The sequence below is a fragment of the Burkholderia arboris genome (assembly GCF_902499125.1).
Taxonomy (GTDB): domain Bacteria; phylum Pseudomonadota; class Gammaproteobacteria; order Burkholderiales; family Burkholderiaceae; genus Burkholderia; species Burkholderia arboris.
This window is the reverse complement of sequence record NZ_CABVPX010000016.1, coordinates 30,318-43,527: the sequence shown is the minus strand read 5'-3', so window position 1 is coordinate 43,527 and position 13,210 is coordinate 30,318. Positions and strand designations below refer to the sequence as shown.

Genomic DNA, 13,210 nt, shown 5'->3' with positions numbered 1-13,210 from the left:
CGATTCAGGGCGGTGCGCGGGTCGATACCGCGCACCGCCCTGCTTTCGTTCAAACGCCCGTTTCAACCGCGCCGAACACGCGCTCCCACAGCGCCGTCACCGCAGCCCGCTCGTCGGCCACCATCGCCGGATCGACACGCGCCTTCTCCATCCCGTCGAGCCGCAGCTTGTGCTGCAGCTTCCGGTACTTGCGGTACGCCGCGCCGACGCGCTCGGCCTCGTCCTCGCCCATCAGCCCGAAGCGGGCGACCTCACGCAGCAGCGCGATGTTGCCGGTATTGCGGATCAGCTCGGCGTCGCTCGACGCATGCAGCAGCACCCAGTACTGGACGATGAACTCGATGTCGACCATCCCGCCGCGATCGTGCTTCAGGTCGAACAGCTCGGTCTGGTTCGGGTGGCCGGCAAACACCTTGCCGCGCATGTCGACGATCTCCTTCGCGAGCACGCCGCCGTCGCGCGGCGTCGTCAGCACCTGCTGGCGGATCGCCTCGAAGTCCGCGCCGATCTGCGCATCGCCCGCGCTGTAGCGGGCACGCGTTAGCGCCTGGTGCTCCCACACCCACGCGGTGTTCGCGGCGTCGCCCTCGCGCAGCTGATAGCGGCGGAACGCATCGAGATCGGTAACGAGCAGCCCGGCCTCGCCGTTCGGCCGCAACCGCAGGTCGATGTCGAACAGCGCCCCCGCCCCGGTCGCGGTCGTGAGCCACGTGATGAGGCGCCGCGTGAAGGTCGTGTAGACGTCCGCCGAGCGCTCGTCGGGGTCGTCGTACAGGAAGATCAGGTCGAGATCCGACGCGTAGCCGAGCTCCTTGCCGCCCAGCTTGCCGTACGCGATCACCGCGAACTTCGGCACGTCGCGATGGCGCTTCGCGAGCTGCGACCAGACGACTTCGATCGTCACGTCGAGCACCGCGTCGGCCAGCTCCGACAGCCGGTCGCTCACATGCTCGACCGACAGTTGCCCGGCCAGATCGATCAGCAGGATCCGGAACACCTCCGCGTGCTGCGCGTGGCGCAGCAAGTCCATCTGCTGCTCGGGGCCGTCCGCCGCCGCGAGGCGTGCGCGCAGCGCGTCCTTGAACGCGGGCCAGTCGAACGGGCTCGCGATCGCCTCGTCGTCGAGCAGCTCGTCGAGCAGCTGCGGGTGGCGGATCAGGTAGCCGCCGCCCCAGCGCGTCGCGCCGAGCACCGACAGCACGCGGTCGAGCGCGGCCGGGTATTCGGTCAGCAGCGCGAGATAGACGCCGCGCCGGCTGACCGTCTCGAGCAGGTCGAAGAGGCGCACGATCGTGTCGTCGCGGCGTGCGGCGTCGATCTTCGGGGCGGCGTCGAGCGCCCGCTGCGCGACGCTGTCGAAGCGCTGCCGGCTCTTTTCCGGCAGCCCGGTGTAGCGCGACGATTGCCAGATCGCGCGCAGCCGCGCGAGCACGGTGGCCGGATCGGTGAAACCGAGGCCGTCGAGGCGCGCGACCAGCGCGTCGTCCTCGCCGTCGTCGGCCAGCGCGCCGCTCCAGATCCACGCGGCGGCCGTGTCGTCGCCGGCCGCGCAAGGCCCGCCGCTCACCTTGTCGGCAAAGATCTGGTGGAACTGCGCCTCGACGAAGGTCCGGTGGCCGTCCAGCACCGTCATCAGCGCCGCATAGTCGGCAAAGCCGAGCGATGCGGCCAGCGCCGCGCGTTCGTCGGGCTCGACCGGCATCGCGTGCGTCTGCGCGTCGTTGCGGTACTGCAGCCGGTGCTCGAGCGTGCGCAGGAAGTTGTAAGCATCGGACAGGCGCGCGCGCACGTCCTCGCCGATCAGCCCGCGCGCCTGCGCATGGCGCAGCACCGCGAGCGTCGGCCGCACGCGGAATTCGGCATCCTGGCCGCCGCGGATCAGCTGGAACACCTGCGCGCTGAACTCGATCTCGCGGATCCCGCCGCGCCCGAGCTTGATGTCGTCGGCCTTGTCGGGCCGCATCGACGCGCGGCGCGCGGCTTCGTGACGGATCTGCTGGTGCAGCGAACGGATCGCGCCGATCACGCCGAAATCGAGATAGCGGCGGTACACGAACGGCTTGACGATGGATTCGAGCTGCGACTCCAGCCGCCGGGCCGCGTCGCTGTCGCCTTCCGACACGAGCCGCCCCTTGATCCAGGCATAGCGCTCCCACTCGCGCCCCTGCACGTAGAAATATTCCTCGAGCATCCCGAGGCTGCAGACGAGCGGCCCCGAATCGCCGTTCGGGCGCAGCCGCATGTCGACGCGAAACACGTAGCCGTCGGCCGTGACCTCGGACAGCACGCCGATCAGGCGCCGGCCGAGCCGCGTGAAGTATTCCTGCGTGGACAGCGGCGAACGCGCTCCGCCGGTCGTTTCGCCGTCGTCCTCGTAGACGAAGATCAGGTCGATGTCCGACGACACGTTAAGCTCACGGCCGCCGAGCTTGCCCATTCCGACCACGCCGAGCACGACGCGCTGGCCGTCGGCGCCGCGCGGCTCGCCGTACAGCGCCTCGAGCTCGGTCGACAGCAGCGCGAGCGAACGCTGCACGGCCACTTCGGCGAGATCGGTCATCGCGCCCGTCACTTCGGCGACGTCCACCAGCCCGCGCAGGTCGCGCTCCGCGACCGCGCCGAACGCCTCCGCGCGCAGTTGCCGCAGCGCGCGCTTCAGTTGCTCCTCGGTCGGCGCGGCCGTGCCGGCTGGCGTCGCGAGCAATTCGGTGAGGCGCGCGTCGAGCTGCGCGCGGCCGAGCGGCGCGGCCGCCCATGCGGCGACCTGGTCGGCCAGCGCGGGCCGCGCGGCAGCCGCGCGGGCGAGGTATCGGGAATAGGACGTGCTGATCAGGGCGGAAGCGTCGGTCATCGAGAAGCGGGCCTGGCGGAAAGGCCGGCCGGCAGCGGCCCGGCGCGTACGCGCCCCGCTGCCGGCCGGTCTCGTGAACTCGGCGCGGCAGCGGCGGACGCACGTGCGTCCGCCGCGAAACCGCGCGCCGGAAAGCCCGTGCCGTGCTGCCGCAACGGCCGCCGGCACGAACCCGTGTGATACATTTCAACGTCAGTCTGCAAAACTACCATATCGCCGCCCGTCCGCCGCATGTCCGACCGTCAGGAATCCGCCGTAGCTGCGCCCGAAGCGGGACCTCCGAAGCACGATCATCCGGTCCTGCGTCGTGTGTTCAAGGTGACGCTGGCTGTCGGGATCGGCACCTACTTCGTTGCGTCCGGCGCGTTCCTCGGGCTGCGCTATGTGCTGCTGCCCCGCATCGACGAATTCCGTCCGCGCATCGAGCGCCTCGTGTCCGACAAGCTCCACGCGCAGCTTTCGATCGGCAAGCTTTCCCCGAACTGGTCCGGCATGCAGCCGGGCGTCGAACTCACGAACCTGACGATCCGCGGCCGTGACGGCAAGATCGCGCTGTCGGTACCGCATGCGACCGCCGCGCTGTCGTGGATGTCGCTGCTGCGACTGTCGCCCGCGCTGTCGAGCCTGATCGTCGACCAGCCCGACCTCGTCGTCGCGCGCGCGGCCGACGGTTCGCTGAGCGTCGCGGGCATCGGCGTCGCGACCACCCACGGCGGCAACGACACGTTCGGCACCTGGCTGCTGAAGCAGGAAGCGATCGTGCTGCGCGGCGGCACGCTGCGCTGGCGCGACGCGCAGCACGACGCGCCGGAGCTCGTGCTGTCGGGCATCCGGATCGCGGTGCTCAACGACGGCCGCGTACACCGGGCCGCGCTGCAGGCGCCCGCGAACGGCACACTGCTGCTCGGCCCGCTCGATTTCCGCGCGCGCTTCACGCACAAGGCGCTCGCGCCGGTCGGCAAGCCGTCCAACTGGACCGGCGACGCGTACCTGTCGACCGGCCCGGTCGATCTGCAGACGCTCGCCCGTTACCTCGACATCCCGCTCACGATCCATGCCGGCCGGATCGACAACGCGATCTGGGCGACCTTCCGCGACGGCCGGCTGCGCTCGGCGGGCGGCGACCTGCAGGGCGCCGACGTCACGCTGCGCGTGCGGCCGACGCAGCCGCGGCTCGACGTGCCGGTGGTCGGATTCGGCTGGGACATGGCGATGGACACGGGGCACGACTACACGCTGCACCTGTCGCGCTTCCACGCGGAACTCGGCCAGCCGCCGCTCGACGACGGCACGCCGCTCGCCCGCTCGCTCGCGCTGTCGACGCTGACGGCCCGCTACCGCGTGCCGACGGCGACCCAGGGGCAACTGATCAGCGTCGTCGGCGATCGCGTCGATCTCGGCATCCTCAGCGAATTCATTCGCGGCCTACCGCTGCCTGCGCGCCTGCGCAACGAACTGATCAAGATCGATCCGCGCGGGATGATGTCGAACTACCAGATCGAAGTCGAGCGCGCGAAACCCGCGCGGGCCGACCTCGCGGAAGAGGAGCGCCGCACCGGCGCCGCGCCGATCGTCCGCTATCGCTTCCTCGGCGACCTGCAAGGCCTCAGCTTCGCCGCGCAGGAGCCGCCGCCCGGCCTGTCGCCGCGCGGCCACCCGCGCGCCGGCTGGCCGGGCGTCGAAAACCTGTGGGGCCGCGTCGACGCGAGCGAGACGGGCGGCACCGCGCATTTCGACACGGTCAACGCGGCCGTCACGGTGCCCGGTGAGTTCGACGAGCCGCGCCTGACGTTCGACCGGCTGCGCGGCAACGTCAAATGGGTGATCGCGCCCGCGCCCGGCGACAAGCACGCGCGCGTCGACGTGACGCTGCCCGACCTGCTCGTGTCGAACCCCGATGCCGAAATCGCGGTGTCGGGTTCCTACACGAACCCCGGCCACGGCCGCGGCTCGCTCGACCTGCGCGCCGAGTTCGCCCGCGCGTCGGTGGCGCGCATTCCGCGCTACCTGCCGACCGGGATGTCCGAACACCTGCGCGACTATCTCGGCCACGCGCTGCAGGACGGCAAGGTCACTCAGGGCGCGTCGATCGTCGCCCGCGGCCCGCTCGAGAAATTCCCGTTCGAACACGAGCCGGACGCCGGCGTGTTCCACATCGTCGCGCCATTCACCGGCGGCCGCTTCGAGCCGACGCCGTACCCGCCGCGCAAGCTCGCGAACGGCACGCCGAGCGTCTGGCCGGCGCTCGACGGGATCGACGGCGTGTTCGAGCTCGCGCAGAACAAGCTGCGCTTCGACATCGAGCGCGCGCACTACAAGCGCGTCGCGCTGACGAAGGTCGCGGGCCGCATCGACGATCTCGGCAATCCGACCCACTCGCCGCTGATCATCGACGGCCATGCACAGGGGCCGCTCGCCGACCTGGTCGACTATGCGGACAACAGCTCGCTCGGCACGATGAGCGGCCATATCGGCCAGCGGATCGATGCGCAGGGGCCCGCGTCGCTCGCGCTCAAGATCACGATTCCGCAGCACGTCGCGCATCCGCATACGCACATCGAAGGCGCGCTCGCGTTCGGCGGCAACACGCTGTCGACCCGCGGCGTGCCGCCGCTGTCGGCACTGCGCGGCAGCGTCCGCTTCACCGAGGCCGGCGCATCGCTGCACGACCTGTCGGGACGCTTCCTCGGCGGCCCGGTGCGCGCGAGCGGCAACTTCCAGTCGCACGGCCCGTACACGGTGGACGTCGACGGCCGGCTCGCGCTCGACGCCGCACGTGGCCTGAACCTGCACGGCCCGGCGGCCGCGCTGCTCGAACACGTGGTCGGCGATGCGCCGTACAAGGTCGCCGTGCGCGGCGCGCCGGGCCGCCTGCCCGACATCAGCGCGCATTCCGACCTGACGGGCGTCGCGCTGAACTTCCCGGCACCGTTCGCGAAACAGGCCGGCACGCCGATGCCGTTCAGCTTCACGCTGCAGCCGGCGCCGCAGGCGGACGGCAAGCGCCTCGAACATGCCGACCTGACGCTCGGCCCGGTGTCCGCGACCTACCTGCTCGACGCGACGCGCGGCCAGCCGCTGCGCGCGGTGCGCGGCGCGATGGGCATCCACCGGATGCCCGACATGCCGCAGGACGGCGTGAGCGCGGCCGTCGACGTCGACGAGCTGGACGCCGACGCATGGCTCGCGCTCGCCCACACGCTGAAACCGGACACGCCGCGCGTACCGGAGCCGCAGACCGCGCCGCGCGTCGATTTCGCGAGCTTCGCGCCGAAGCGCTTCGCGTTCCACTTCGGCACGCTGAAGCTGCTCAAGCGCAACTGGGAGAACGTGATCGTCGGCGCGTCGCATGTCGACGACCTCTGGCAGGCGAACATCGCATCGAACCAGGTATCGGGCTACCTGTCGTGGGCGCCCGGCGGCGGCCACAACGGCGCAGGCGTGCTGAATGCGCGGCTCGCGAAGCTCGTGGTGCCGCAGAGTGCGCAGCACGACCTCGTCGGCCGCGCGATGAACCTGCCGACGCCGACCGACCGCCCGATGCCGTCGATCGACCTGATCGTCGACCAGGTCGTCGCGCGCGACCACGACATCGGCCGTCTCGTCGTCAACGCGCGCAACATCGACGAAGACGGCACGCCCGTGTGGCAGCTCGACAAGCTGGAACTGTCGAACCCGGCCGCGAAGCTGACCGCGACCGGCAACTGGCGCACGTCGCGCCGCGCGCTCGCCCGCGGCGCCGACGAAAACGATGCGCCGCGCCGCACCGTGTTCGACTTCAAGCTCGACATCGGCAACGCGGGCGCGCTGCTCGACCGCGTCGGCTTGCCGCGGACGCTCGCGGACGGTCACGGCTCGGTAACGGGCAAGGTCGGCTGGCGCGGCGGCCCGACCGCGCTCGACTTCCCATCGCTCGGCGGCCAGGTCGCGCTCGACCTCGAACACGGGCAAATCCTGAAAGTCGATCCGGGCGCGGCGAAACTCCTCGGCGTGCTGAGCCTGCAGAGCCTCGCGCGCTTCCTGACGCTGAATTTCCGCGATGTGGTGGGCAAGGGGCTGCCGTTCGACAAGATCACGGGCACCGGCCAGATTTCAAACGGGATCGCACGCACCGACGACTTCTCGATGATGACGGGGCCCGCGAACGTCACCGTGCGCGGCGCGGTCGATCTCGGCACCGAGACGCAGGACCTGCATGCGCACGTCGCGCCGAAAATCAGCGCGGGCGCAGCCGCGATCGGCGCGGCCGTCATCAACCCGCTGCTCGGCATCGGCGTGCTGGCCGCGAACTACGCGCTGTCGGAAACGCTGTCGCGCGCGTTCGCGCTCGACTACGCGATCACCGGTTCGTGGGCGCACCCGCACATCGAGCGGGTGCGAGGCGATCAAGGTAAGATGGATCACGGTCCGGCCGGTGCGGTGAACCATTGAGCGCGCATCGAACCGCCCGTGGTGCCGGGCCGCACCCCATTTATGACGCAACCGATCCCGCGATGACCGACCACACCCGTTCCGCCACACCCTTCCGGGTCGCCGCGCTGCAGATGGTGAGCACGCCGGACGTCACACGCAATCTCGCCGAAGCGCGCCGCCTGATCGCGGAAGCCGCCGGCGAAGGCGCGCAGCTCGTGCTGCTGCCCGAGTATTTCTGCTTCATGGGCCATCGCGACACCGACAAGCTCGCGCTCGCCGAACCGTACCAGGACGGCCCGATCCAGCGCTTCCTCGCGGACGCCGCACGGCGCCACGGCGTCTGGGTGATCGGCGGCACGCTGCCGCTGAAGGCGCCCGAACCCGATCGCGTGCTGAACACGACGCTCGTGTTCGATCCGTCCGGCCACGAGGCCGCGCGCTACGACAAGATCCATCTGTTCAACTTCGAGAAAGGCGACGAATCGTTCGACGAGGCCCGCACGATCCGCGCGGGCGACACGGTCGTCGCGTTCGACGCGCCGTTCGGGCGGGTCGGCCTGTCGGTCTGTTACGATCTTCGCTTTCCGGAGCTGTATCGCCGGATGGGCGACTGCGCGCTGATCGTCGTCCCGTCGGCGTTTACGTATACGACAGGCCGCGCGCACTGGGAAACGCTGCTGCGCGCGCGGGCCGTCGAGAACCAGTGCTACGTGCTCGCGGCCGCGCAGGGCGGCAAGCACGAGAACGGCCGGCGCACCTGGGGCCACAGCATGCTGATCGATCCGTGGGGCGAGATCGTCGCGGTCCGCGATGTCGGTGCCAGCGTCGTGCTCGGCTCGATCGACCCGCAACGCATTGCCGACGTGCGCCAGAGCCTGCCCGCGTGGCGGCACCGCGTACTGACCTGAATTCGCCGCACCGCTTGAAACGCCGCGCGGCCAACCCATCTGCCCAGCAGCACCCGACAACTTTTTGAGAAACCCCGATATCCGCATGAACATCATCGAACCCGGCATCCGCAACCTCGCGCTGGCGAAGGACATCCTGCTCACGCCGTACGGCCTCGACGAAAGCCTGCTCACGCGCACGATCGCCGACATCTTCACGCACCGCGTCGACTACGCGGACCTGTACTTCCAGGCGACCCGCAGCGAAGCGTGGAGCCTCGAGGAAGGCATCGTCAAATCGGGCAGCTTCAGCATCGACCAGGGCGTCGGCGTGCGCGCGGTCGCGGGCGACCGCACCGCGTTCGCGTACTCGGACGACCTGTCGCCGGAAGCGATCGCGCAAGCCGCCGCGGCCACCAAGGCGATCGCGGCAGCCGGTGGCGGCCGCCAGAAGATCAAGGCCGCGACGTCGCTGAAGGGCATCTCGGGCCGCGACCTGTACCTGCCGTCCGACCCGCTCGCATCGCTCGACGCAACGGCCAAGGTCAAGCTGCTCGAGCGCATCGAGCAGATGGCGCGCGGGCGCGACCCGCGCATCACGCAGGTGATGGCCGGCCTCGCCGGCGAATACGACGTCGTGCTGGTCGCGCGCAGCGACGGCGCGCTCGCGGCCGACATCCGCCCGCTCGTGCGCGTGTCGGTCACGGTGATCGCCGAACAAAACGGCCGCCGCGAGATCGGCTCCGGCGGCGGCGGCGGCCGCTTCGACTACGGCTACTTCACCGACGAAGTCCTGTCGCGCTACGTCGACGACGCCGTGCACGCGGCCCTCGTCAACCTCGACGCCCGCCCCGCACCGGCCGGCGCGATGACGGTCGTGCTCGGGCCGGGCTGGCCGGGCGTGCTGCTGCACGAGGCGATCGGCCACGGCCTCGAAGGCGATTTCAACCGCAAGGGCTCGTCGGCTTTCGCGGGCCGGATCGGCGAGCGGGTTGCTGCCAAGGGCGTGACCGTCGTCGACGACGGCACGCTGCCGAACCGCCGCGGCTCGCTGAACATCGACGACGAAGGCAACCCGACGCAGTGCACGACGCTGATCGAGGACGGCATCCTGAAGGGCTACATCCAGGACACGCTGAACGCACGCCTGATGAAGATGCCGGTCACCGGCAACGCGCGGCGCGAGTCGTACGCGGCGCTGCCGATGCCGCGCATGACGAACACGTACATGCTGAACGGCGACAAGGATCCGCAGGAAATCATCGCGTCGGTGAAGAACGGCCTGTACGCGGTGAACTTCGGCGGCGGCCAGGTCGACATCACGAACGGCAAGTTCGTGTTCTCGGCGTCCGAGGCGTACATGATCGAGAACGGCAAGATCACCTACCCGGTGAAGGGCGCGACGCTGATCGGCAGCGGCCCCGAATCGCTGAAGGACGTGAGCATGATCGGCAACGACATGTCGCTCGACTCGGGTGTCGGCGTGTGCGGCAAGGAAGGCCAGAGCGTGCCGGTCGGCGTCGGCCAGCCGACCCTGCGGATCGACAGGATGACCGTCGGCGGTACGGCATAACCGCATCGCGGCGCAGACAATCCGCGCATTTTGGATAAAACGCGCGGATTGTCCGCATTTTCGACGTTTCCCGGTTGCCAGCCGTCCGGCGACGCGGTATAAATTCCGAATCAACTTTTTTGACGAACCGAATCCCCGTCATGTCCGCCAAGTTTTACTTTTACTTTTTTTGGTATCTCAGACCGCTGGCGGATCGAGAGGGTTGATGGCGCGTAAAGCGCAACCGAAATTCCCGAAAAAACCGCCGGCGAACCCGGCGGTTTTTTTTCGCCCTTCGCCACCCGGTCGCCGCCGCAGCGGTCCCGCGGCCCCGACCGAAACCACTGAATCGCTTGAATTGATGAATCTGCCGCACGCCCACTGATCGAACGGCGCCCGGAACCAAGGAGAAACAGCATGCCCCCGCACAACACCGACGACGTCCGCATTCGCGAACTCAAGGAACTGACGCCGCCCGCTCACCTGATCCGCGAATTCGCGTGCTCCGAAGCCGCGTCCGAGCTGATCTACAACTCGCGCCAGTCGATGCACCGCATCCTGCACGGGATGGACGACCGGCTGATCGTCGTCGTCGGGCCGTGCTCGATCCATGACACGAAGGCGGCGATCGAATACGCGGGCCGGCTCGTGAAGGAACGCGAGCGCTTCAAGGGCGAACTGGAAATCGTGATGCGCGTGTACTTCGAGAAGCCGCGCACGACGGTCGGCTGGAAGGGGCTCATCAACGATCCGCACCTCGACAACAGCTTCAAGATCAACGAAGGGCTGCGCACCGCGCGCGAGCTGCTGCTGCAGATCAACGAAATGGGGCTGCCGGCCGCGACCGAATACCTCGACATGATCAGCCCGCAGTACATCGCCGACCTGGTCTCGTGGGGCGCGATCGGTGCGCGCACGACCGAGTCGCAGGTGCACCGCGAGCTCGCGTCGGGGCTGTCGTGCCCGGTCGGCTTCAAGAACGGCACCGACGGCAACGTGAAGATCGCGGTCGACGCGATCAAGGCCGCGTCGCAGCCGCACCATTTCCTGTCGGTGACGAAGGGCGGCCACTCGGCGATCGTGTCGACGGCCGGCAACGAGGACTGCCACGTGATCCTGCGCGGCGGCAAGACGCCGAACTACGACGCGGACAGCGTGAACGCCGCCTGCGCGGACATCGGCAAGGCGGGCCTCGCCGCGCGCCTGATGATCGACGCGAGCCACGCGAACAGCTCGAAGAAGCACGAGAACCAGATCCCCGTCTGCGCGGACATCGGCCGCCAGATCGCGGCCGGCGACGCTCGCATCGTCGGCGTGATGATCGAGTCGCACCTGGTCGAAGGCCGCCAGGACCTGAAGGAAGGCTGCGCGCTGACCTACGGCCAGAGCATCACCGACGCGTGCATCGCGTGGGACGACAGCGTGAAGGTGCTCGAGGGCCTCGCGGAATCGGTCAAGGCACGCCGCGTCGCGCGCGGCAGCGGCAACTGATCGCCCGGACCGCCGCAACGAAAAAGCCCGGCTCGCGCCGGGCTTTTTTCATGGGCCGCTGACTGCCGGTCAACACATCACTCGAGCGCGCCCGAACCGAAGATCTCGGTATTGATGCGTTCCGGCGCGACGCCGAGCGCCACCAGCGCATCGCGTTGCGCCTTCATGAACGCGACCGGGCCGCAGATGTAGTAGTCGGCGTCCGGCACCCGTGCGTATTGCTGCACGCGCTCCGGCGTGAGGCGCCCCTCGAGGTCGTAGTCGATGCCGGCGCGATCGTTCGGGCCGACCAGCTCGTACACCACCGTGCGCTTGACGTTCGCGTGTTCGTGCACCGTCTCGTTCAGCCAGTCGCGGAATGCGTGCACCGCGCCCGAACGGCATGCGTGGACGAACCGCACGTCACGTTTGCTGCCTTCGTCGACCAGCGTCGACGCCATCGACACCATCGGCGTCAGGCCGACGCCGCCGGAGATCAGCACGACCGGCGTATCGACGCCGCGCTTCAACGAGAATTCGCCCATCGGCGCGGTCACTTCGACGATCGAGCCCTCTTCGACACCGTCGTGCATCAGCGTCGACACCTTGCCGGCGGGAATCGCTTCCGGCAGGCCGGCTTCGCGCTTCACCGAGATGCGCAGCCACTTGCCGTGCGGCACATCGGACAGGCTGTACTGGCGCGGCTGGTCGACGCCCAGATCGCCGACGTAGCGCTTCACCGTGATGTACTGGCCCGGCTCGAAGGCCGGCGCCGCGCCGCCGTCGGCGGGTGTCAGGTAGAACGACGTGATCTCGTCGCTCTCGCGCACCTTGCGCGCGACCTTGAACGGGCGGAAGCCGCTCCACGCAGCGCCCGCGTACAGGTCGGCCTCGGCGCCGATCAGGATCTGCGCGAGCTGGCCGTATGCGACGCGCCACGCTTCGAGCGTTTGCGCATCGACCGCGTCGCCGAGCACTTCGACGATCGACGCGAGCAGGTTCTCGCCGACGATCGGGTAATGCTCGGGACGGATGTTCAGGCTCGCATGCTTGTGCGCGATGTGCGACACCGCCCCGCCCAACGCCCCGAGGTTGTCGATGTTCGCCGCATACGCGTAGACGGCCTTCGCGAGCGTTTCCGGCTGGCTGCCGGTCTTCTGGTGCGTCTGGTTGAACAGGTTCTTCAGTTCCGGATGACGCGCGAACATGCGCTGGTAGAAGTGCTTCGTGATCGTCGCGCCATGCACGGCAAGGACGGGGGCGGTGGCCTTCACACGGGCCATCTGGTCAGCGGTGATGTGGGTCATGTTCGTTCTCCGTTAAACATGCCCATACAATACATCTTTAAAAATACACGCTCCCTGGGCAAATTGTCGCAGTGCGCAAAAACGCGACGGCGCGTCAGCGGACGCGCCCGCGCTCCCACAGCACGTCGGCCCCGCCGCCGGCGCGGTTCAGCACGCGCGCGAGCACGAACAGCAGGTCGGACAGCCGGTTCACGTAGCGCCGCGGCGCATCATGGAGCGTGTCATGGCGCCCGAGCGCGACGATCGAGCGCTCCGCGCGGCGGCACACGGTCCGGCAGACGTGCGCGAGCGACGCCGCCCGCGAGCCGGCCGGCAGGATGAATTCCTTCAGCGGCGGCAGGGTCGCGTTGTAGTCGGCGAGCCACCGGTCGAGGCGAGCGAGGTGCGTGTCGTCGAGCACCGCATGGCCGGGGATGCACAGCTCGCCGCCGAGATCGAACAGGTCGTGCTGGATCGTGACGAGCGCCGTGCGCACGTCGTCCGGCAGCGTCTCGGCCAGCAGCACGCCGAGATTCGAATTCAGTTCGTCGACGTCGCCGATCGCGGCGATCCGCGCGTCGTCCTTGCCGATGCGCCGTCCGTCGCCGAGGCCGGTGGTGCCGTCGTCGCCCGTGCGCGTCGCGATCTTGCTCAAGCGGTTGCCCATGCGAATGTCCTCTCGTGCGCGGCCGCGATGCGGCCCGGTTGGCTGGAACGCGATTATCGCAGCCCGCGGCGGGAGGCGCAGCGG

Annotated in this window: 8 protein-coding genes; 4 read left to right on the top strand and 4 right to left on the bottom strand. The window is 69.2% G+C overall.

Going from position 1 to position 13,210, the window contains the following annotated elements; translation table 11 throughout:
• Positions 1 to 49: 49 nt before the first annotated feature.
• Positions 50 to 2,851: a bifunctional [glutamate--ammonia ligase]-adenylyl-L-tyrosine phosphorylase/[glutamate--ammonia-ligase] adenylyltransferase gene (glnE, locus tag BLA15945_RS20030; RefSeq protein ID WP_174993213.1), complete on the bottom strand. Its 2,802-nt coding sequence runs from the start codon at positions 2,849 to 2,851 to the stop codon at positions 50 to 52.
• A 231-nt stretch (positions 2,852 to 3,082) separates the two neighbouring features.
• Between glnE and BLA15945_RS20025 the strand changes: the two genes are divergently transcribed.
• From BLA15945_RS20025 to tldD, 3 genes are all read left to right on the top strand, one after another.
• Complete coding sequence (locus BLA15945_RS20025; RefSeq protein ID WP_174993212.1) at positions 3,083 to 7,282, top strand: YhdP family phospholipid transporter; 4,200 nt, start codon at positions 3,083 to 3,085, stop codon at positions 7,280 to 7,282.
• Positions 7,283 to 7,344: 62 nt separating this feature from the next.
• Positions 7,345 to 8,172 (top strand): carbon-nitrogen hydrolase family protein, encoded by an 828-nt coding sequence (locus BLA15945_RS20020; protein ID WP_174993211.1) that lies wholly within the window; start codon positions 7,345 to 7,347, stop codon positions 8,170 to 8,172.
• Positions 8,173 to 8,257: 85 nt separating this feature from the next.
• Positions 8,258 to 9,724: a metalloprotease TldD gene (tldD, locus tag BLA15945_RS20015; protein WP_059236024.1), complete on the top strand. Its 1,467-nt coding sequence runs from the start codon at positions 8,258 to 8,260 to the stop codon at positions 9,722 to 9,724.
• 110 nt (positions 9,725 to 9,834) lie between these two features.
• On the opposite strand, the gene BLA15945_RS20010 is transcribed toward tldD, so the two are convergent.
• Entirely contained in the window at positions 9,835 to 10,122 is a 288-nt protein-coding gene (locus BLA15945_RS20010) for a hypothetical protein (protein ID WP_174993210.1), read from the bottom strand.
• Here BLA15945_RS20010 and aroG point away from each other — a divergent pair.
• Positions 10,121 to 11,194: a 3-deoxy-7-phosphoheptulonate synthase AroG gene (gene aroG, locus BLA15945_RS20005; RefSeq protein ID WP_059236025.1), complete on the top strand. Its 1,074-nt coding sequence runs from the start codon at positions 10,121 to 10,123 to the stop codon at positions 11,192 to 11,194. The two genes, BLA15945_RS20010 and aroG, sit on opposite strands and share 2 nt — an antisense overlap.
• 77 nt (positions 11,195 to 11,271) lie before the next feature.
• Here the strand turns inward: aroG and hmpA are convergent, their stop codons facing one another.
• Positions 11,272 to 12,480, bottom strand: coding sequence for an NO-inducible flavohemoprotein (hmpA, locus tag BLA15945_RS20000; RefSeq protein ID WP_174993209.1), 1,209 nt, complete (start codon positions 12,478 to 12,480; stop codon positions 11,272 to 11,274).
• Positions 12,481 to 12,574: 94 nt separating this feature from the next.
• On the bottom strand, positions 12,575 to 13,126 hold the full coding sequence (locus tag BLA15945_RS19995) for a cob(I)yrinic acid a,c-diamide adenosyltransferase (protein ID WP_059236027.1): 552 nt from the start codon (positions 13,124 to 13,126) through the stop codon (positions 12,575 to 12,577).
• Between the last annotated feature and the right edge of the window lie 84 nt (positions 13,127 to 13,210).

Excerpts from the sequence above, each read along its gene's own strand:
- glnE (WP_174993213.1), bottom strand. The coding sequence starts at position 2,851 with ATGACCGACGCTTCCGCCCTGATCAGCACGTCCTATTCCCGATACCTC.
- BLA15945_RS20025 (WP_174993212.1), top strand. The coding sequence starts at position 3,083 with ATGTCCGACCGTCAGGAATCCGCCGTAGCTGCGCCCGAAGCGGGACCT.
- BLA15945_RS20020 (WP_174993211.1), top strand. The coding sequence starts at position 7,345 with ATGACCGACCACACCCGTTCCGCCACACCCTTCCGGGTCGCCGCGCTG.
- tldD (WP_059236024.1), top strand. The coding sequence starts at position 8,258 with ATGAACATCATCGAACCCGGCATCCGCAACCTCGCGCTGGCGAAGGAC.
- aroG (WP_059236025.1), top strand. The coding sequence starts at position 10,121 with ATGCCCCCGCACAACACCGACGACGTCCGCATTCGCGAACTCAAGGAA.
- BLA15945_RS20010 (WP_174993210.1), bottom strand. The coding sequence starts at position 10,122 with ATGCTGTTTCTCCTTGGTTCCGGGCGCCGTTCGATCAGTGGGCGTGCG.
- hmpA (WP_174993209.1), bottom strand. The coding sequence starts at position 12,480 with ATGACCCACATCACCGCTGACCAGATGGCCCGTGTGAAGGCCACCGCC.
- BLA15945_RS19995 (WP_059236027.1), bottom strand. The coding sequence starts at position 13,126 with ATGGGCAACCGCTTGAGCAAGATCGCGACGCGCACGGGCGACGACGGC.